Source organism: Actinomyces ihuae, assembly GCF_001457875.1.
Taxonomy (GTDB): domain Bacteria; phylum Actinomycetota; class Actinomycetes; order Actinomycetales; family Actinomycetaceae; genus Pauljensenia; species Pauljensenia radingae_A.
The window spans coordinates 135104-155956 of sequence record NZ_CZPX01000003.1; the positions used below are offsets into that span (position 1 = coordinate 135104).

Consider the following 20853-nt stretch of genomic DNA (forward strand, 5'->3'; position numbering starts at 1 on the left):
ACCCTCGCTTTAAACCTTCGTATACTTTGCCAGCGAGAACGCCGACGCGACTACCGCCAGCAGCAGCGCTGCCACAACCAGCACCGGAGTCATAATCCACACTTCGCGCATGCCGACAAAGCTTGTCCACTTGAACGCCGGAGCGATCCACCCGCCGATCACGAACTTCACACCCAGGAAGAGCGACCCAACAGCGAGCAGCGCGCCAGTCAGAGCGGCCAGAGCACCCTCGATCATGAAGGGAGCCTGAATGAACAGCGAGGACGCACCGACAAGTCGCATAATCGACGTCTCACGTTCCCTGCTCATCGCGGACAGGCGGATCGTCGTTGTGATCAGCAAGATGGCCGCCACAATCATGACGCCGGCCAGCCCCAGTGACATCAGCTTGGCTTTGTCGATCACGGAGAAGAGCGGCTCCACAATTTCGCGCTGATCCTTGACCTGCGCCACGCCGGGAGTGCCGGAGAATTCTTCCTTGATGATCGAATACTGCTGAGGGTCAACCAGGCGCACGCGGAACGAAATCGGCATCATGTCCACCGTGGTCCACTGCGTAATCGGGTTCTCCCCCATGATTTTCTGGAAGTTCTCGAACGCTTCTTCCTTCGATTCTTCGTACACGTCCTTGATCAGTGGGGCCAGCTCACCGGACGTCAGCTTGGTACGCACCGCGTCAATCTGGTCGCCGGTGGCTTCCTCGGCGTTACACGAGGGGATCTCATCGCCCTGTGCGCACATGTAGATCGACACTTCGATCTTGTCGTACCAGTCGGACTTCATGCGGTTGACCTGCATCTGCGCCAGGCCGGCCACGCCGACGAACAGCAGTGACACGAAGGTGACGATGATGACGGCCACCGACATCGCGCGATTACGGGTCAGGCCTTTGCCGACCTCGGAAAAGATAAAGCGTAGTTTCATCCCTCGATCACCTTGCTGCTCCGTAGACACCACGGGACTGATCGCGCACCACTGTGCCGTCCTGAAGCTCGATGACGCGTTTACGCATCTGGTTGACGATGTCGGCGTCGTGCGTGGCCATCACAACAGTGGTGCCGTTGCGGTTAATGCGGTCAAGCAGGCGCATGATGCCCAGCGACGTATCCGGGTCAAGGTTGCCGGTCGGCTCGTCAGCCAGCAACAGGGACGGCCGATTCACCATTGCGCGCGCGATCGCCACGCGCTGTTCCTCACCGCCGGACAGTTCGTGAGGCAGGCGTTTTTCCTTACCGGACAGTCCCACCAGTTCCAGCACGTCCGGTACAGCCGTCTGGATCGCGTGCTTGGGTTTTCCGATGACCTGCATGGCCAGGGCGACGTTCTCATACACGGTCTTGGATTCGAGCAGCCGGAAGTCCTGGAAGACCGTTCCAATCTGGCGGCGCAGTTTCGGCACGGCCCAGCGTGTCAGTTCACCAACATCGTGCCCCAAAACCCACACATGCCCCGAAGTGGCGATATTTTCTCGCATCACCAGCTGCAGGAACGTCGATTTGCCGGAACCTGATTTGCCCACCAGGAAGACAAATTCTTCGCGCTCAACCTCAAGGGACACATCGTCGAGGGCGGGGCGCGCACCCGGCTTGTACACCATGGTGACGTGGTCAAATCGAATCATGAACAGAACGCCGTTTTCATCAGACAACAGATCATTGTCAGACTATGGGCATTCGCCCTCATGGCCGGCGTGCGACACGCGGACGCGCGCATTCTGCGCGCGTCACCACCTCGCATCAGGCCGATTCAGCTTCGTTCTGCTGGTTCTTGCGCCAGCGGATCCCTGCGTTAATGAAATCGTCAATACCGCCGTCGAACACGTCCTGCGGGTTCCCTGATTCGAACTCGGTGCGCAGATCCTTGACCATCTGATAGGGCTGCAGGACATAGGAGCGCATCTGGTCACCCCACGAGGCTTTCACGTCGCCAGCCAGTTCCTTCTTCTTGGCCTGCTCTTCCTCGTGACGCAACACCAGCAGACGTGACTGCAACACACGCAGGGCTGCCGCGCGGTTCTGGATCTGAGACTTCTCATCCTGCATCGACACAACAATGCCGGTCGGCACGTGGGTCATACGGACAGCCGAATCCGTCGTGTTCACGGACTGGCCACCAGGCCCCGACGAGCGGAAGACGTCAACTTTCAGATCCGACTCAGGAATATCAATGTGGTCCGTTGACTCAATCAGCGGGATCACCTCGACGGCGGCAAAAGATGTCTGGCGTCGGCCCTGATTGTCGAACGGGCTGATGCGCACGAGACGGTGCGTACCGGCCTCCACTGACAAGGTGCCATACGCGTAGGGTGCCTGCACCTCGAAGGTAGCGGACTTAATTCCGGCTTCTTCCGCGTACGAGGTATCCATCACTTTAGTGGGATAGCCGTGGCGCTCCGCCCAGCGCAGGTACATCCGCATGAGGATTTCGGCAAAGTCGGCGGCATCCACACCGCCGGCACCTGAACGAATGGTGACCACGGCGTTGCGCTCGTCGTATTCACCATCCAGCAATGTGCGGATTTCCAACGATGACAGGTCATCACGGATTGCCTGCAGATCATTTTCCGCTTCATCCAGCAGATCGCCCGACTCATCGGAATCTTCACCTGCCAGCTCCACCATCGCTTCGAGGTCGTCAATACGCTCTTCCATGGTGGTGAGGCGTTCGAGTTCATTTTGCGCATGCGACAGTGCAGTGGTCACTTCCTGCGCATGTTCCACGTCATCCCACAGGTCAGGTGCGGCCGCCTGCCTGGACAAGTCAGCAATCGTGGATCGCAGCTTATCCGGCTGGGAGACAGCCAGAATATTCTCCATAGTGGTGCGCAGTGCTGGTATTTCTTCAGAAAACTCGATGGTCACCCTCCCACTGTAAACGATCGAGGGCAGCGATCAGGACTCCCCTGCTGTTATACATCTGACCCACCGCCAATAAGCGGCCGACCGTGCGATGCCTCAACGTTTCATGTCACACTAACGTTTATTTGACCACTTCTTTACTTTGCGGCGCGTGGCAGGAGGCCGCTCGATTTTTCAATGGCGACTGGAAAACCGCATGTTGGCGCGCGACTCCCTCGTTCATCGCATAAGAAAACCCCTACCCACACGCACGGCACCTCAGGGGTAAAAGACGTCCTTATTGTGCACCCTCGGCACCGATATGGGAATACCTTGAAGTAAAAATAACCAAATAATGGAAAGGTAGTCGGCAAAGTCTTCCGCGTCTGCCACAATTTTTCCATGACCGATTTAGATCTTTCTCGCTTAAGCGATTCCCTGCAGTCACAGTTCCACGCGCTCCAGGAGCGCAACCCGTCAGAACCGGAGTTCCTGCAAGCCGTCTACGAAGTGTTCCTGTCACTGGGACGCCTCGAAGGCAGCCGTCCTGACGATGACCGTTACTCCATCATCACGCGCCTGTGCGAACCTGAACGCCAGATCATGTTCCGCGTTCCGTGGGTAGATGATGACAACAACGTGCGCGTCAATCGCGGCTACCGCGTTGAGTTCAACTCGGCGCTTGGCCCCTACAAGGGTGGCCTGCGTTTCCACCCCTCCGTCAACCTGTCGATCATCAAGTTCCTCGGCTTCGAACAGATCTTCAAGAACTCCCTGACCGGCCTGGGAATCGGCGGCGGCAAGGGCGGTTCCGACTTCGACCCCAAGGGCAAGTCAGACGGCGAGATCATGCGTTTCTGCCAGTCCTTCATGACTGAGCTGTACCGCCACATCGGTGAAAACACCGACGTCCCCGCGGGCGACATCGGTGTGGGCGGGCGCGAAATCGGCTACCTGTTCGGACAGTACAAGCGCATCACGAACCGTTACGACGCGGGTGTGCTGACCGGCAAGGGCATCACCTGGGGAGGCTCCGAGGTGCGCACCGAGGCAACGGGTTACGGCCTGGTGTACTTCACCGACGAGATGCTCAAGGCGCAGGGCGAATCCCTCGACTCCAAGTGCGTGACTGTGTCCGGTTCCGGAAACGTCGCACTGTACGCCATCCAGAAGGCACAACAGCTCGGCGCTCACGTGGTAACCGCTTCCGATTCGTCCGGTTACGTGCTGGACGAGGACGGCATCGACTTCGAACTGCTCCAACAGATCAAAGAGGTCGAGCGCGGCCGCATCAAGGAGTACGCCGATCGGCGTCCTTCCGCAAAGTTCGTTGAAGGTGCAAAGCCGTGGGAGGTTGCCTGTGATGTGGCACTTCCGTGCGCGACGCAAAATGAACTGGACGAGGCGAACGCACGCCAGCTCATTGACAACGGTGTGCATCTTGTTGCTGAGGGTGCGAACATGCCGACCACTCCGGAGGCGACCGACCTGTTCCACGATAACCGTGTCCTGTTTGCTCCTGGAAAGGCATCGAACGCTGGTGGCGTGGCGACCTCAGCTCTGGAGATGGAGCAGAACGCTGCTCGTCATCCATGGACCTTTGAGCATGCCGACAACCGTCTCCACGAGATCATGGCGACCATTCATGACAACTGCTTGAGTGCTGCCAATGAGTACGGCGCGGAAGCTGATTACCAGACTGGCGCGAACCTGGCTGGCTACCTGAAGGTGGCTGACGCCATGCTGGCGATGGGTGTCATCTGATTGACTCATCACGAGTAATCTGACAGGCGCCGCAGCGGATCTCACACTGCTGCGGCGCCTGAATGTTCAGACGGTGCGCGCCGATGAGGACTGCGTCATGGTGGGCGCGGCAACGCCTTGCAGAACGGGCGGCAGCAACGGCAATGTGGCCTGAGTGCGCACAGTGACCTGAATGACGTTTTCTCCGACCGTCAGATCCGTTATGTCTACGCCCTGCCCCACTGCGCACGTGGTCGTTAACAGGCGCTCCAGGGTTCTGAAGGCTTCCTGCCTCGCCCCGCTTTCAGATGGCGCTGCGAGTTCGGCGCCACCTTCGCCGTAGTAGTTCTCCGCAGACAGTACTGCTGCGCCTGCTGCAGAGATTCGATCAGCGCAGCTCAGGAGCGCACGTTGTTGAAGGTGAACGGACGTGACAACCACGCCGACTGCTACGGCCAGCAACGCCACTGTGACCAGCCCGATGAGCAAAACAGTGATCCGGCCGTCCTCACTGTGCGGCTGATGCGCAGCACTCCGGTATCGGTTCCTATTCAATGCGCACCCCCTCGATGACTGCCTGCGTCGTCGAGGAGACGGGGAAAACTCCGCGAGCGCCGATCCACGATGGGATCAAGGGCAGCGGAACAGTTGTGGAGACCGTGACCGTCAGAAGGGCGCCGCTGGTGGAACATGACGGGTCGCAGCGCGTCGTGACTGATTCTGGAGCGGGCAGCCCAAAATCTGCGAAGATGATGTGCGCCTGCTGTGATGCAAATTCAGTGCGCTGCGGATCCGCCGACAGAAGCCGTGCGGCTTCACGGGAGGATGATTCACTTGCGAACGCCGCCGCCTGCACTGATGCAAGGGTGACAACGATGTACAGCGCGGGGATGACCAGCACGACCATCATCATGATGAATTCGACGATGGCGTTCCCGTCTTCACGTATGTCTCGCGCGGCCCTGGTGTCCCTCACGGTTCGGTTCCTTCTGCCTGGGCGGTCGGCTCACCGTCTTCCACCAGTGAGCGTCCGTGCACGGTGAGCCAGTTGGGTGGGCCCCACGTGAGGAACACAGGCATCGTTGTACGTACTGTCACGACGAGGGCGTCCTGCCCCTGCCACTGGTGGTGGGATGTCGAAATGTCACGGGGGCGTCCCTGCCCCAAAGAATCATCGAGCAGGTCGCCGGTTCGCTGGATGGCATCTGCGTCGACCGCGCCGACCAGGGCTCCTCGGCGTGCTCCCTCACTGGCGGCAGAGATCGCCAGGTTACGGGTGTGCAGGGCGAACGCGGTTTGCAGGAGGATCAGGAAGACGATGACGACCAGTGCCTGCATCATGGCGTGTGCAACCACCTCTGAGCCTTCTTCGCTCCAATGCGTCCGCTCCTGCGTTGTCATGGTGGCCTTACCCGAAGTTGACGGAAGACAATGCCTGTTCCAGCATGTTTTGCAGTTGCGGACCGGCGATCGCCCATATTCCGATGACGAGGGCGACGGTCATGAGCGTGATGAGGACCCATCCGGGTACGTCGCCGCGGTCTCCCTCGTCAGGCTGTGTCGGCAGGTGGATGAACCTGTCTGTCAGTGTTGCGATCCATAGGAAGAAGGTGTGCATCGGGTTTCTCTCTTTTCTGTCGGTGCGGTGGTGGTGTGGTATTGGGATATGCATGTCACGGTCCGATCTGGAGGGCAAGCAGCCCGGGGTACAGTGCGAACAGGACAGTGATGGGCAGGATCAGGAAGACGATCGGGAACAGCATGGCGATCTCTTTCCTGCCACCTTGTTCCATGAGTCGTTGCCGAGTTACTTCGCGAATGTCGCGCGCCTGGTCGTGCAGGGTCTGAGCCAGTGGCGCTCCGCGTTCGATGGCGGTAACAAGGGTCTGACACAGTCGTGACAAGTTGGGTGAATCATTGCGGGCGGCAAGGTCGGTCAGTGCCCGCGTGGTGGCACGGCCCATCCGTATCTGAGTGACCGTGTGGTTCAGTTCGCGGGCCAAGTGCGACTGGGAGATTCCCGCCACACGCGACAAGGCTGCCGGCACCGATTCACCGGCACCGATTGCCAGTGCGAGCAGCTCAGAGGCGTCAGGGACACTACTGTCCAGTTGACGCTGTCGACGCCTGGCCTGCACACTCAGGAGCTGGTCCCACAGTGCGGCCCCCGTCAATGCACCCACCGCCAGAGCACATATGAGTGACATGATTCCTGCGGGGGTGCGGTGAATCAGCGGGATGATCGCAACTGCGGCCAGGAGCATCAAGCAGGTTGCCGCAATGAACTGGTGCAGGCGAAAAGTGGCGAGCTCCCTGCCCGAGCCGAGCAGTTCCAGGCGGCGAACAACGCTGGTGGATGTGGAGCCAATTGCGTCCATTACGCGTGCGAGCCACTGCGCCGCCAGTGAACGTACCCGACTGCCCGGCATATCGGAAGGCCACGTGGTGTCCGAGCGCTGGCTCCACACGCGCACGGCGAGCAGATTGTTGCGGGCACGGATGGCAATCGCCAGCTGCCATATTCCAATACCCAGAGTCATCCCTATCGCGACAGCCGCCCACGTCATCCCATTCATCGCAGGGTCCGCCGTTCCGTTTCCAGTTTGCCGATCTGCTTCATCACGAAGTACGCGACGACCGAGACCAGTGCCCCCACACTGAGGATCACCACGCCTTGTGGAGTGGAAAACGCGCTGGCGGCCTGGGCCTGTGCGGAGATCAACACCAGCACGATCCACGGGGCTGCCACTCCCAGCCTGGCTGCGTTAACTGTCCATGACTGGCGCGCTTCGAGTTCTCCGCGGATGCGTGCATCTTCACGCAGCATGACTCCCAGGTCTCGCAGCAGGACCGCCAGGTCTGATCCGCCGACATCGCGTGCCAGGCGTAACGCTTCGATAATGCGGTCTGCCACCGGATCGGCGAGCCGGTTTTTCAGTCCCGTCAGCGCATGGTCGAATCTGCCGTCAGCGCGGTACTCCGTACTGAACGTGAGGAAATAGGGACGCAAGATTCGCGGTCCGCGCTCACCGCAGTCGATGAGCAGTTCGGGCAGGGAAGCACCCGATCGGATACCTGCCACCAGTTGATCCACCACATCGGGCCACGCCGCTCGAGTCTGCCTGGTCACGCGCGCAGCGCGACCCACGATCACCATGGTGGGAACGGGTGCGATCATCAGTGCGACCACGATGGCCACGGTCCATGTGCGTGTGTAGGCCAGCACGCCCAGGAAGACACCACTCATGATCGCCAGCGTGACCAGGACGTGCGTGCTGCGGGTCAGGGAGGAAATTCCGGACCTGATCAGGATGTCGTTCCACGCCTGCCACCAGTTCGGTGACCACCTCGGCAATTGAGGTGTGCCGACGAAGGCCAGGAGGATGCAGTCCACACCGATCCCCAGGACGATTCCGATCAATGTGGCGCTCATGACGGCCCACCCGTCAGCAGGGCACTCAGATCATGGTGGGCCAGAGCGAAGCGTTCATGCGCGTCAAGTGCGCCTCGGCCTCGCACCCACGTGGCACCGTCATAGCACCACAGATCTGCTGATTCGATGCGCATCTCCTCGACTCGTCCGGGCACGGCGAGCACCTCGGACACAACGCGTGTGCCGTCGTGGTTGCGTTCAACGTGGCACACGATGTCAACGCTGTGCGCAAGCGTGGGGACAACGAACTGAGGGGTGACGTTTTCGCCGGCGAGCAAGGGGAGCATGGACAGTTTCGACAGTGCTTCGCGGGCCGAGTTGGCATGCACGGTCGCCATTCCTGGAACACCCGCGTTGAGTGCGAGCAGCAGGTCGAGCGCTTCTGGACCGCGCACCTCTCCGACGATGAGCGTTTCGGGGCGCATTCGCAGTGATTCACGCACCAGGTCACGCAGCGTGATTTCGCCTGTGCCTTCCATCGAGCTGGGGCGTGTCTGCATCGCAATGCAGTCGCGAGCCGGCAATGCGAGTTCGAAAACTTCTTCACAACTGATGACGCGGCGCGCGCCCGGGATTTCTCCGCATAGTGCGCGCAGGAGTGTTGTCTTTCCTGCCTGGGTGGCGCCCGACACGACGATGGATAAGCCACTGTCCACGGCGGCGGAAAGGAATTCAGCAACATACTCGGGCAGCATGGCCACATTGACGAGGTCGCGCAGCGAGCGGGCACGTTGAATGTGTTTGCGAATGTTGACTGACCAGTGCTGGCCGGTCACGGGAGGGATCACGACGTGCAGGCGTTCCCCGCCGGCCAGCATTGCATCCACGAAGGGTGCTGACAGGTCAAGGCGCCGGCCCGAATGGTGCAGCATTCGTTCCACGAGGTCTCGCACCTGCTGGTCGGACAGGATCAATGTGGTCAGCTCGGGTTGGCCGTTTCGCGCGATGAAGATGCGCGAGGGGTCGTTGATCCACACTTCTTCAACCTCTGGATCGTCCAGATACCGCTGGAGGGGGCCAAAGCCGATAACCTCGGCCAGCAGGTTTTCTGTGTGCTCGTGGATTTCGTCGGGGGTGAGCGGCCCGAGCATCTGCGTGACGGTTTCCTCGGCCAGCTGCCGGGCGCGTTGGGTGTGCGCGAAAGGGTCGATGCCGCGGGATGCGAGTGCGCTGCGCAGCTGTGTGGCTGTATCGGGCGTGCTCGCCATCGTGCCGTTCCTTTCGCGTTGCAGTGGGCTGTCCTTGTGATTACTGTCACCGAACGTAGCAAAGTAGCATCCTGATGGGAACCCTTTCTACTGAACTGTGGATAACTTCGGGTGGGGGTTTGGGTACCGGTGAGCGTTCGGTGCGCCAGTGACCTGCAGTTTTTCCCAAACGGGGCGTGAAACACCATTAATGAAGCGGCTCGAAGTGTGGACAGGCCATGTACCGTAAGAGGGTGAGTACACCACGAACACCTCTTGAATTGGCTGCGTTGGCGACCGCGGCGGTACCCGGCCTTTCTGTTGCGGCTTTACGTGAGCCTCAATTCAGTGACGAGGTTGTCTCCATGACCGGCATTGTCGATGATCAGGGGAACCGCTGGACCGTGGTGTGTCCGCATGAAGATGTGGGCGGTGTGGATTTGAGGGCACAGTGGGCGGTCCTTGCCCGTCTGGCGTCTGCTCACGATACGGGTGAGGTCGGTTTTGATGTGCCGCGTCCTGCTGGTATTGCCCGCACCCGCGAGGGCGTGTCGGTGATGGTGCATCAGGATCTTGCGGGCCGTTTCATGGGTGATGAGGACTTCGATCAGTCGGGTATTTTGCCGGCCTCGCTGGCCCGATCAATCGCCAGCTTGCATAACCTGCCTGTCTCAACGTATTCGGATGTGAATGTTCCGCAGTATTCGGCCTCTGAGTGCCGTGACCGCCACCGTGCTGTCCTCCAGGAAGTATTGGCAGCTGTGACGGTTCCTGCGAATCTTGTGCGCCGCTGGCGAGCTGCCTTAGATGATGACGCTTTGTGGCGTTTCCGCCCGTGCCCTGTTCACGGCGATCTGCATGTGCAGTCGGTGAAGGTCGCAGATGGGATCGTGCTGTCCATCAGTGGTTTTTCCTCTGCGCACGTGGGTGATCCGGCGATCGACGTGGCGTGGATTTTGTCTCAGGCGTCTGATGGTTTCCTTGAAACGTTCCAGTCGTCGTATTCGATGACGAGGATGGCGACGGACTTGCACCTGGTGACGCGCGCTCAGTTGCTGTCTGAATTGGCAATCGTGCGCTGGCTGTCTCACGGGCTTCATGCCGAGGACAAGGAGATCGTTCGCGACGCGTCGCAGATGTTGACGGATGTGTCGCTCGACGTGGGCGATGACCTGCTGACGGAGCATGAGCTCGCGCCTGAACCCAAGGATGAGAATGCCCCCGCGGATGAACCTGAGCCTGCCGCAGAGCCCGTCGCGCCAACCTGGACTGCTTCGCCTGAGAACGTGACGGAGCCGGTGTCGATGGACGAGGTGGAGTCCGTCATTGACCGGCATGCCGATGGTGATCCGACTCGCACTCCCCCACAGTTTTCCTGAAGCGACGCGCAGGCGCGCTCTATGCTGGCGACTGCGTGAACACTGCCTGCAACGCGGTTTCCAGGTCGTTGATCGGTGAGTCATATTCGCGCACGATTGCGTCCAGAGCTTCCCTGGAATACATGCGCTGATCTGCTGGAACGGAAGGATTACCACCCAGGTAGACGATGCGGGCATGAATGTCGTCCGGGTCTGTTCCGCTTCGCTGCGCCCATGCGGCGGTGTAGAGGCGCAACTGAGTCAGATGCGCCTGCGCGGTGAGCGCTCCGCTTGGATTGCGCGTCGGGGCGCGACCTGTTTTCCAGTCGATGATCACTGTCCGGCCGTCGGCATCTTCGAACACAGCGTCGAAGCGGCCGGGAATACTCAAGGAGCCGATCCGCACCGAAAAGGGTTCTTCTACCGCGATCGGCTTTCCTGTATTGACAATGGGGAGGGTGTTGAAAATGCCTTTCATTGCGTCAAAGCGCCTGTGTTGCGCCGAGCTAAGCGTCTCTTCGCCGGGAATGTGCTCATCCCACAGTTCACCTGAGACCATGCGCAGCTGGCGTTCGACCCATGAGTGGAACAGTGTCCCCAGGGTCGCGGCGTCGCTGGGTTCGCGCGGTATGGGCCGACGCAAGTCGCGCGCATACTCATCTGGACTGCTCAGCAGTCGTGTCACCGAGGTTGCCGGAATGCGGCTCAGTGGCACAACAAGCGCATCGTCGTGTTTGCGCAGCAGATGCTCGTCGAGAAGGACGCGCGTATCGGCGGCCAGCGGGTGCGGGGTGCGCGCCAGATGCGTGTCACCATCGGTCGCCTCACCGCTATGCCGTGTCATCGCATCCTGCACTGCGTGAGCCACCTGCGTCATGCGTTGGCGCGATACGTCAGGAGGTGCCGGAAAGAGCGGTGAGTCTTGCGCGGCCAGGAGCTGTGCGACTTCTTCAGGTTCAGGTTGAGGCGCGATCGCACGTTCAGGGTCAGCAGCCGTCAGCCCAGCTTCAAGTGGTTCCATCAGATAGCGCGAGGGAAAGTGCAATTTCGCTGACGATGCCACCCATGCACCGGTCAGCAGCATGTGATGGCGTGCCCTGGTCAATGCGACGTATGCGAGACGGCGCTCTTCGCGCTCCGTCTGGCAGCCCATTTCAGGCCGATAGGTCTGCGAAATCCAGTTGTTGAACGCTGACTGAGGTGTTCGCCCCTCCCCTTCACCGATCGTCAAGGCCGGTAGGTAGTCGGCATCGCCTCGCAACGGGTAGGGAATCTCGCTGCTTCGCTCCAACCATCCGCTCGCTCCGGGCGGGTCATCGCGCCACGTCACTGAGTTCGAGCGGTGAGAAGGGAAAATCCCATCCCCCAGTCCGTAGACAACCACACTGTCCCATTCCAGACCTTTCGCCCCGTGGATGGTGAGAATCTGCACCGCATCGGGATCCGGGTCGGTGTGCGGCCCGGCAAGGCCACGTTCTTCCTGTTCGGCCACATCCAGCCACGCAAGGAATGCGCGCATCGACGGATCAGGGGCATCTTTCTCAAAGTTTCGGGCCACATCCACGAACGTATCCAGCGCTTCGCGTCCGTCGTTGGGCATGGGGTCGGCAATAGCATCGGTTGCCACTCCCAGTATCGAGATGGCACGTTCCACCTGATCTGTCACCGGATGCCCGGACCATTCACGGATGGCACGCAGTTTGCTGGACAGGACCTCGACGCGCGCCACTGCTGCTGCAGAGATCGCAGGAGAAGCATCATCGCCGCGCCAGTGCACGGGCGGAGGCGTATCGAGAGCGTCGAGAAGGTAGGTCAGGGGATGGTCTCCCGGCGTACGCGTATTTCGTGCCCTGGCCCACTTGCCGAGCACCTGCAGATCCGAGGCTCCCAGGTCGAGGTTCGTCACCAGCCGCAGTGCTGCAGGCGAATCGCTCACGTCAACACTCAATCGCAATGCTGCCCGCACATCTGCGACCGCAGGTTGTTGAAGCAGTCCTCCTAAACCAATTACCTGGGTAGGAATGTCATGTGCTCGAAGTGTTTTTTCCACTGCAATAAAATCGGAGGTTCGCCTGCACAGCACCGCCGCGCTTGACCATCTGGAGCCTCGGCGCTGGCGGTGCTTCACGAGGAAGCGGGCCGCTGTTTCGGCCTGGTCTTGGGTGCTGGTCTCGAAGGCGACGTCCACAACTCCGTCATGGGCGCGCTCGCGCGCAGCCTGAACCGCCTGTTCGAGGCGCTGCTGTTCAGCAACGGGAGCCGCTTCGCGTCGCGCGCGCTCCAAGTCAGCAGTCAGTGTTTGTTCGAGCGTTTTGAGCTGCGGTATGTCGGAATCCTCACGCAGCGGCCTGGACACGTGGTTGGCGACATCGAGAATCATGCGGTCGTTTCGGAACGCTGTCGAGAGGTACTGTGTTTGCTCGACGTGAGGCGTATCCGAACAGAAGCGGTCCAGGAATGATTTCAGCGATCCGGCTGAGGCACCACGCCACGAGTAGATGGACTGGTTGGGATCCCCTACCGCTGTCACTGGGTGATCGTGGAACAGTGCCGCCAGAAACTTCATCTGGATGACGGAGGTGTCCTGAAATTCGTCCAGAAACACGGCGTGATAGTCGGCTCTCAATTGGTCGCGCACAGCGGGCGCGCTGTGGGCGAGCCGGTTGGCCAAGATCAGCAGGTCGGAAAAGTCGACGACTCGTTCACTGCGTTTGCGTTCAGAGAAGGCGTCGATCAGGTCAAGGAGGCGCAGCCGCAGGTCGTTGGTGTCCACCATGCTCTTGAGTACGCCGGTCGGCTTGCCAATTTCCCGCAGCGCCGTTCCGAATTCGTCGAGGAATACGCGCATCTCATCAATGCTCATTGCGTGTTCAGCGATTTGGCCGGCAAGACCCAGTGCGCTGTCCACAAGGCTGGATACGCTCTTGTCGCTTCCCAGATCGTGTGGCCACATCTCAACGATGTCGGTCATCATCTGGACTGCGCCTGCCTGTCCGATCAGACGCTGGTTCGGGTCGATACCCAGACGCATCCCGTGGTCGTGGACGATTTGCTGTGCGAAGGAGTGGTATGTCATACATACCGGATCCTCAGTGGTGATGATGCCGTCGCAGTGCTGGCTCAGTGTGCTCAGGCGCGCTCGAAGCCGCTGACCGAGTTCAGCGGCTGCTTTGCGTGAGAAGGTCAATCCGAGGATCTGGTCGGGGGATAGTCCTCGCGCGGCGACCATGTGCAGCACTCGCATCGACATGGTCTCGGTCTTGCCTGACCCAGCGCCGGCAACAACGAGGAGCGGCTCCATGTCAGCTTCAATGACGCGTTGTTGTTCGGCGGTGGGAACCGGCAGGCCCGTCAGTTCCGCGATTCGTCGGGCTGTCATCTCAGGATGGGTCAGCGTCTGCGTTGTCATGGCAGTGTCCTCCGTCCTCCATCTTTGGCAGGGCAACTCTGAGCGAAACGGCAAAAACGGCATGCATCTTCTGACGGTGTTGCCGGATAGTGTGGGCCGCGCGCCATCTGTCCCCACTGCTTCATCTGGTCGCACCATTGAGTGAACTGTTCGGAGTCCATTGCTGACTGTTCGCGCGTCGCGACGTTTTTCTTTCCGAGGTACACCAGGCGGGCTCCAGTCATTTCATATCCTGCGACTGTCAGCGCCACCTGGTAGGACGCGAGCTGAGGATGTTCCTGAGCCGCGGTCTTTGATACGGCACTCTTGCCTGTTTTCAGGTCCGCCACGCGTATCTTCCCGTCCACATGCTCAATCCGGTCAATGCGCCCGCTCACGATGACATCACCGATAGTGGCGTGAATGGATTGTTCGACCTCTACCGGACCGGGCACTCCCTCCATATATGCGGCAAGGTTCTCGATGATGTGTTCAGCCTGCGCGATCTGCTGGCGTCCTGCCAGTGTGTTCGCATCGAAGTCCAGCAGGTCATATGCGGCGCGCAACTCGCTCATCATGACATCGAGTGGTCCATGCGGGTGACGCTGAGCAATGGCATGGATGAGGGAGCCCAATTCCTGGGCGGCACCCGGCGCCTGGTCAGCGCCGATCGACGTGAAGAACCATTTGAGCGGGCAATCGCGGATGTCCTGGATTTTCGAGGGTGACAGGCGCACCGTTTTCGAGCCGGTAACCTCAGAGGTCGTCACCCCGCCTGTCCCCATCCAGTAGCGCGGGTTCGCATAGCTGACACCGCTGCGTGCCAGCACCGCAAGCAGTTCAATGGCCTGTTCGCTTTCTTTTCCACCCTGAGCTGCAAGATGGCGCAGGTGCGCGACGTGACCAGCCATGTTCAGGGGCGCAGGTACGCGTTCAACGATCCAGTCTCCATCTTCGGTGCGCGGTGCGTGACTGTATCGCGCAATCAGGTCCACGAACGACGAGGGAGCTTCGTCCTCATTCAGCACGGCATAAACCTGCACGCGTCGCGTAGCTCTGGACAAAGCGGCGGCGAACAGACGGCGTTCATCTTCCATGATCTGGTGGCGCGCCAACCGCGTGGAGGGATCAGGGTCAGCCTGCCCGATCAGGTCGGAACGCAGCACTCGGTCACGCACCGTCATGTTGGGCCACTGACCGTCCTGCACGCCCACGATGTGCACGAGCTTCCATTCGCGCCCCATCGCGGCTGCCGGTGTCAGTACTTCGATTCCCCGAGGACGAATCCCTGCCTGCGCGATCGTATCGGTTGGTACGTCATCACCGAGCAGCTGCTGCGCGAAAGCTCCTGCCCGTGCGCCTGGCTCACGCTGCTCGTAGACATCGGCAACTTTGAACAGTGCCAGGACCGCGTCGAGCTGATCGTCGTACCATGCGGCATCCGTGCCTCCAGCAATGGCGCCATTGCGCCATCGGGTCGCCACTGAGTGCTCCTCACCCAGTTCGCTGCTGCTGTTCCACAGGCGCCACAGTGCCACGCCGGGTGTCAGTTGTGCGGCATCTTGGGCCGCTTTCCACATCAGGTGAGCTGTGAGCAGTTCACCCCTGATGCGCGACACGGCCTCCTGCGCTGCGTCGTCGTCATCACTGAGCGTGTTGAGGATCTGCGGCGAAGCGATGAGATCAGCGATGCTCACCTCCTGGACGCGGGCATCAGTGTCGTCGCCATCATCTGCACTGCCTGCACCTTCGTCCCGGCACTGCCGGTTCAGCGCTCGCAGAACTCGCGACACGTCAAGAGGATCGACCTGGATGTAGGGCGAGTCGATCAGGTGCGTGAGCAAATCCTCCGGATCTTCCGGATCGGCACAGATCAGCTCAAGCAGAATCCGGGTTGCTGGCTCTGCGGAGAATGTGAAGGCGCGCTGACCACCAGCAACGGGGACTGAGCCTTGCATCAGCTGACGCCTGACCTGTTCAACGATGCTGCTGGAGCGCGCGATGATGACCTGGTCCGTCCAGTCCATCCCCTCATGCAGAAAAGCATGGCGCACGGCCCGCGCGCACTGCGCCCCCATCTGAGCATCGGTTGCGACGACGTGCAGATGCACATCACCTGTCGCCGGCGTATCGTCTGCCTGCCCATCCGACACGCCCAATGCCTGAGCTTCTGCCAATCGGTGCGCAGCCGAGGCCTGCACGCCGATTCGTTCAACTGCGTCGTAGACCATGTGACGCAGTACGGGTGTGCCGCGGCGGTTGGCACCCAGCTGCATCAGGGGAACGCCCAGGCGGCGCGACAGGCGCGCATCCAGGTGGGGTTCGCCTCCACGGTAGGACGCCACGGCAACATCGGGAGCGGCAAATGCCACGATCCTGGTGCCACTGCGCGCACACGCGCTGAGCAGTTCGACGGTTGAGGGAGTGCAGTCCTGCAGATCATCCACCACGATCACATCAGGTATGGGCGCATCTGCGCTCACCCCCACGCGCGCGGCATCACGATCCCACCCATCGATCACCTGAGCCGCCACACGCTGTATGCGCGACATGTCAGCCAGCATTGTGCCGCGCGTTTCCACAGCGAAGTCGGGGCCCCCCTCGTACACCTGCAGAAGCTGCCCGCACGCCACCCACTCGTCTGCACCGCGCTCACGTCCAATTCGTTCCAGTTCCTCACCGCTGATACCTGCTTCACCGGCGCGAGCGAAAAGGTTGCGTACTTCCATGCGGAAGGCCGCCATGTCACGCATCTGTTCAGGCAGGAATTCCGGCCAGTTAATGCCGGGACGCGTCATCAGGTCCGCTATGAGTTGATCTTCTGCCGCTCCGGTGACCAGTTGAACGGGACCGAGTGGATCCGCGCGCACGGTGCGCCACGTGGAGACAACCTGATAGGCGCAGCCGGCCGGCGTTCGCACGGGGCGAACAGTGTGCGGTGCGAGCGCTTCCACACGGGGTTGAAGCCAGTCCGCCCGGTTGCGATCCGGCACGAGCATCATCACGTTGTCTGACCTGTTCACAGCCTGTTGGACAACAGCCAGTGCGCACGTCGTCCGCCCCGATCCAGGCATGGAGCGCACCACAGCATGCTGCCCGGCGGCAACCGCATCGCATACTGCGCGTTGATACTGATCCAGCTGAGGAACAGCAACGTGAACTGGCTGTTCACGCGCGATAATCGGAGTCGTGGTGATGTCCATGTCCTAATAGTGACATCCTGCACGTGCATTTGCGTTCGATCCGGTACGTGAGGTGCAGCGTTGCTAGGGTGAGAACCAGGATATGGCCGGCTCGAAAGGGAGTTTCACATGAAAATAGCAATCGGAGTGCAAGGCGCTGCCCGCGAACTTCAACTTGACGTGGACATGGACGAGGAAGACCTGGTCGCCCTCGTCAAGCAGACAGCCGCAGACTCGACCGCCCTCGACCTGTCTGACCGTCGGGGACAGCGCATCATCGTACCGGCAGCATCCCTGGCATACGTGTCGATCGCCTCAGAACAGCCTCGCCGAGTGGGCTTCGCCGTCAGCTAGAGATGAACCACCTCAGGGCTTGAGGTTAATGCGCTCCATGCGCTCACCGTGACGCCGGGTGACCTCGGCGGAAATGGCATCAGCCGTGTCGCCGTCTTTCGCCAGATTCGGATGCGTGAACAGCGTGGCACGAGCCAGACCGAGCACCTCGCCCGCCACGCGCCTGGCCCACAAGGACAACCGTGCGGCCAGCTGCCCGTCCTGCGCAGTCAGCGGCGCGAGGTGTTCTTCCACCCACGCGCCCTGACCCAGATCCCACGACTCCGACACGTCATCAAACAGCTTGTGGCACACGGCGACTTCGCGCATCAGATCACTCAGGATACCCAGCGTGACGTATGTTTTGACGGAGCGTTCCCACCACTGACTGGGCCGGGTGCGCATGTCAATGTCGTCAAACATGCCTGAATACTCGTCGGCAAGCTCGGCCAGATCCAGCCCGCGGTGACGCGCCCAGACTCCCATCTGTGTGAAGAACTGGAACGCGCGATCCGCCATTTCCATGTGAGCGATATGGGCGTCGATGGTGGGCGCCTGGTCACCGTCCTTGGCCAGACGGGTCATGGCCGCCAGCGCGCCGTACGCGAAAAAACCGAGCGCTTCACTGGTGGCGTGTGAAGGAGTTTCGTAGACACGTTGCATGGCTCCAGCCTAGCGCGATCACAGCCGTGGGACGTGATAACCCTCACCGCCTGCACATTCATACGGCCGACACGGATATCATGGAGACGAACATACGGTTGACCGGTCGCTTTGACTCAACACGACACCGTCAGATACCGACTGAACCGCGGAGCTTTCACCTTGGTGAAATCTTTGCCGCGTCCGTGCACATTCAACGGCGCCCGACATGAGGCGTGTATGTGCCCAGTGATAATGCGCGATCGGCTTCCCCTCGTGTGTGAGTGCATCGCATTCACACCTGACCTCGGGCAACGTCCCGAAGATGGAGATAGCAGGATCGTGACTGATTCCTTGACAGATAACGAAGCGCAGCCTCAGGACGAGTCACCCTCGTCAGTGACCTACTCAGCCGGGGTGGTGCGCCTGGGTGACATTGCCGACGGAACATTCGACGCTCACGCCGGCGAAGCAGTCCCGGACATCACTGACGAGGACGGCTCCACGTCGCACCTCGATGAACGCTCATTCGCAGATTTCGGCGTGTGCGAGCCGATCGTGCAGGCGTTGGAGGAGCGTTCCATTACCCACCCGTTCCCGATTCAGGCACTCACCTTGCCGGTGGCGCTGGACGGGCATGACATCATCGGCCAGGCGAAAACCGGTACCGGCAAGACGCTGGGTTTTGGGATCCCACTGCTTCAGGAGCTGGTGGCGCCCGCGAGCCCGGCGTATGCGGATCTGCTTAATCCTGACTGCCCGCAGGCACTGGTTGTGCTCCCCACGCGCGAGCTGTCCAAGCAGGTGGCGGGTGATCTGCGCGTCGCCGGATCGAAACTGGGTGTGCGCATCACGGAGATTTATGGTGGCGTAGCGTTCGAGCCGCAGATCGATTCGCTGGAACGCGGCACTGACGTCGTTGTGGGAACTCCCGGTCGTCTGATCGACCTGCTCAAGCGGCGCGTGCTCAAGCTCAACGGCGTGAAGACAGTGGTCCTTGACGAAGCCGACGAGATGCTGGATCTGGGCTTTTTGCCCGATGTGGAAACTTTGCTGGCACGCGTTCCGGCTACGCGCCACACGATGCTGTTCTCAGCGACGATGCCTGGCCCGGTAGTGGCGCTGGCTCGCCGCTTCATGTCCCAGCCGACCCACATCCGTGCGCAGGATCCGGAGGATCAGGGCGCCACGGTGCGCACAGTCAAGCAGGTCATTTACCGCGTGCACGCGATGAACAAGGTGGAAGTCATCAGCCGTATTCTGCAGGCACGAGGGCGAGGCCGCACCATTATTTTCTGCCGCACCAAGAGGACGGCAGCGCGCCTGGGCGAGGATCTGACGCATCGCGGTTTTGCTGTTGGTTCGCTGCACGGTGACCTGGGTCAGGGTGCGCGCGAGCGGGCAATGCGGGCATTCCGTAACGGCAAGATCGACGTGCTGGTGGCCACCGACGTGGCGGCACGCGGCATCGACGTTGACGACGTGACACATGTGGTCAACTACCAGTGCCCTGAAGACGAGAAAATCTACCTGCATCGCATTGGACGCACCGGCCGTGCAGGCGCATCCGGCACCGCTGTCACGTTCGTGGACTGGGATGATGTGCCGCGCTGGTCACTGATCTCGAAAGCGTTGGGGCTGGGCGTGCCAGACCCCCTTGAGACGTACCACACGTCGGATCACTTGTACACGGATTTGGATATCCCGACCGATGTCACCGACCGTTTGCCGCGTTCACAGCGCACGCGCGCGGGTCTGCAAGCCGAAAAGGTGGAGGATTTGGGAGAAACCGGTCGCGGGCATCACGGTCCGAGACGCGGATCAGGGCGTGGTTCGGGTCGAGGATCCGGGCGTCGAGGTGGTGGGCGTCGCTCCTCTGGCCGCCGTAAGGGCGCAGCGTCGCAGGACGGTGGATCTGAGGAGACACCGCGTCGTCAACGTACGCGTGTGCGTCGCCGCAAGAGCGACTCTGGATCTGCCAAGGGTGAGGGCACTCAGGGCACTCGCCGCCGTGTACGCCGCCGTTCCAGTGGTTCCGAGGCTGCTGAGTAAGTCGGCACCACCTGAAGTTTCACGCATACAGATGCCCAAGGCTGACGAATCGGCCTTGGGCATCTGTGTCAGAGTTGTCTTAGCGGGACTGGCTGGACCATCCCTTTCTCAGGCATGGCGAGGGCGCGCATCCACCCTCGAACGCCTATATCCTGCGCTGCGGGAACCTGGCTGCAAACCAGCGCGCCGTGGGTGGAACCAGCGTCAGCACTACGATGACAATCACGATTCCAAGCTGGCCCAGTTTGATCGCCCATCGACCAAGGTGATACTCCTGCAGCAAAACGGCGTAGCTGAAAACGGACAGCAGCTCCCATCCGATCGTCATGATCCCTGCAACCAGCATCAGGATCCGGGCCATTCGCATGGTGACGAGGAGTGCACCGAGCAGCAGCAGGACACTCAGGCCGATAATGACAAGGTCGATAACCACTGCAACCATCGTGAGATCCTCACCATTGTCTGTCATCTGCGGCCACGCTGTGAGGGCGTCCTTGATAGCTCTGACAGTGCTGAAGATGCAATAGATCAACGTGAGGATGAGCAGCGCCCACACCGTCCCTGGCCGACGATTCGGCTCCACCTGGCCACCAACAGGTCGCACCGGGTCCGACATTGGTACCTCCACATCCACGCTACACTGACCTTCATACTTTCTCACAGGCCCGCCTCCCTCGACAAGCAGACGAGGGAGGCGG

Annotated in this window: 18 protein-coding genes; 4 read left to right on the top strand and 14 right to left on the bottom strand. The window is 60.7% G+C overall.

Annotation, left to right across the window (positions count from 1 at the left end):
* Positions 1–9: 9 nt before the first annotated feature.
* The 3 genes from ftsX to prfB all read right to left on the bottom strand — a co-directional run bounded on the left by ftsX (position 10) and on the right by prfB (position 2861).
* Positions 10–924, bottom strand: coding sequence for a permease-like cell division protein FtsX (gene ftsX / locus BN3002_RS00675; protein WP_058236138.1), 915 nt, complete (start codon positions 922–924; stop codon positions 10–12).
* 7 nt (positions 925–931) lie between these two features.
* Positions 932–1621 (bottom strand): cell division ATP-binding protein FtsE, encoded by a 690-nt coding sequence (ftsE, locus tag BN3002_RS00680; protein WP_058236236.1) that lies wholly within the window; start codon positions 1619–1621, stop codon positions 932–934.
* A gap of 115 nt (positions 1622–1736) precedes the next feature.
* Positions 1737–2861: a peptide chain release factor 2 gene (prfB, locus tag BN3002_RS00685; protein ID WP_058236139.1), complete on the bottom strand. Its 1125-nt coding sequence runs from the start codon at positions 2859–2861 to the stop codon at positions 1737–1739.
* 378 nt (positions 2862–3239) lie between these two features.
* On the opposite strand from prfB, the gene gdhA reads away from it, so the two are divergent.
* A complete protein-coding gene (gdhA, locus tag BN3002_RS00690) occupies positions 3240–4601 on the top strand; it encodes an NADP-specific glutamate dehydrogenase (protein ID WP_058236140.1) in 1362 nt (453 codons plus the stop codon).
* A 66-nt stretch (positions 4602–4667) separates the two neighbouring features.
* On the opposite strand, the gene BN3002_RS00695 is transcribed toward gdhA, so the two are convergent.
* Genes BN3002_RS00695 through BN3002_RS00725 form a run of 7 tightly spaced genes read right to left on the bottom strand, consistent with a single transcriptional unit; the run spans position 4668 to position 9221 of the window.
* Positions 4668–5135 (bottom strand): hypothetical protein, encoded by a 468-nt coding sequence (locus BN3002_RS00695; protein WP_141757258.1) that lies wholly within the window; start codon positions 5133–5135, stop codon positions 4668–4670.
* Positions 5128–5556, bottom strand: coding sequence for a hypothetical protein (locus BN3002_RS00700; RefSeq protein ID WP_058236142.1), 429 nt, complete (start codon positions 5554–5556; stop codon positions 5128–5130). Before BN3002_RS00700 ends, BN3002_RS00695 begins: the two co-directional genes overlap by 8 nt.
* A complete protein-coding gene (locus BN3002_RS00705) occupies positions 5553–5981 on the bottom strand; it encodes a TadE family protein (RefSeq protein WP_058236143.1) in 429 nt (142 codons plus the stop codon). The genes BN3002_RS00700 and BN3002_RS00705 overlap by 4 nt, the downstream gene beginning before the upstream one ends.
* Positions 5982–5988: 7 nt before the next feature.
* Positions 5989–6198, bottom strand: coding sequence for a hypothetical protein (locus BN3002_RS00710; protein ID WP_227469142.1), 210 nt, complete (start codon positions 6196–6198; stop codon positions 5989–5991).
* 55 nt (positions 6199–6253) lie between these two features.
* Entirely contained in the window at positions 6254–7156 is a 903-nt protein-coding gene (locus BN3002_RS00715) for a type II secretion system F family protein (protein ID WP_070725559.1), read from the bottom strand.
* A complete protein-coding gene (locus BN3002_RS00720; protein WP_058236145.1) occupies positions 7153–8013 on the bottom strand; it encodes a type II secretion system F family protein in 861 nt (286 codons plus the stop codon). Before BN3002_RS00720 ends, BN3002_RS00715 begins: the two co-directional genes overlap by 4 nt.
* Positions 8010–9221: a TadA family conjugal transfer-associated ATPase gene (locus tag BN3002_RS00725; protein WP_058236146.1), complete on the bottom strand. Its 1212-nt coding sequence runs from the start codon at positions 9219–9221 to the stop codon at positions 8010–8012. Before BN3002_RS00725 ends, BN3002_RS00720 begins: the two co-directional genes overlap by 4 nt.
* A 233-nt stretch (positions 9222–9454) precedes the next feature.
* Between BN3002_RS00725 and BN3002_RS00730 the strand changes: the two genes are divergently transcribed.
* Entirely contained in the window at positions 9455–10579 is a 1125-nt protein-coding gene (locus tag BN3002_RS00730; protein ID WP_227469144.1) for a phosphotransferase, read from the top strand.
* A gap of 19 nt (positions 10580–10598) precedes the next feature.
* Here BN3002_RS00730 and BN3002_RS00735 read toward each other — a convergent pair whose 3' ends face one another.
* Complete coding sequence (locus BN3002_RS00735) at positions 10599–13967, bottom strand: ATP-dependent helicase (RefSeq protein WP_058236147.1); 3369 nt, start codon at positions 13965–13967, stop codon at positions 10599–10601.
* The gene (locus BN3002_RS00740; RefSeq protein ID WP_058236148.1) at positions 13964–17149 is read right to left on the bottom strand and encodes a PD-(D/E)XK nuclease family protein; all 3186 of its coding nucleotides are present in this window, start codon (positions 17147–17149) and stop codon (positions 13964–13966) included. The genes BN3002_RS00735 and BN3002_RS00740 overlap by 4 nt, the downstream gene beginning before the upstream one ends.
* 108 nt (positions 17150–17257) lie before the next feature.
* Between BN3002_RS00740 and BN3002_RS00745 the strand changes: the two genes are divergently transcribed.
* Positions 17258–17482 carry a DUF3107 domain-containing protein gene (locus BN3002_RS00745; RefSeq protein WP_058236149.1) on the top strand — a complete coding sequence of 75 codons (225 nt, stop codon included), beginning with the start codon at positions 17258–17260 and terminating at the stop codon, positions 17480–17482.
* Between the two features lie 12 nt (positions 17483–17494).
* On the opposite strand, the gene BN3002_RS00750 is transcribed toward BN3002_RS00745, so the two are convergent.
* Entirely contained in the window at positions 17495–18124 is a 630-nt protein-coding gene (locus tag BN3002_RS00750; protein ID WP_058236150.1) for a ferritin-like fold-containing protein, read from the bottom strand.
* A 234-nt stretch (positions 18125–18358) separates the two neighbouring features.
* Here BN3002_RS00750 and BN3002_RS00755 point away from each other — a divergent pair, with 234 nt between their 5' ends.
* Positions 18359–20155 carry a DEAD/DEAH box helicase gene (locus BN3002_RS00755; protein WP_082628464.1) on the top strand — a complete coding sequence of 599 codons (1797 nt, stop codon included), beginning with the start codon at positions 18359–18361 and terminating at the stop codon, positions 20153–20155.
* Between the two features lie 145 nt (positions 20156–20300).
* On the opposite strand, the gene BN3002_RS00760 is transcribed toward BN3002_RS00755, so the two are convergent.
* Positions 20301–20771 carry a hypothetical protein gene (locus tag BN3002_RS00760; protein WP_058236151.1) on the bottom strand — a complete coding sequence of 157 codons (471 nt, stop codon included), beginning with the start codon at positions 20769–20771 and terminating at the stop codon, positions 20301–20303.
* Positions 20772–20853 lie beyond the last annotated feature (82 nt).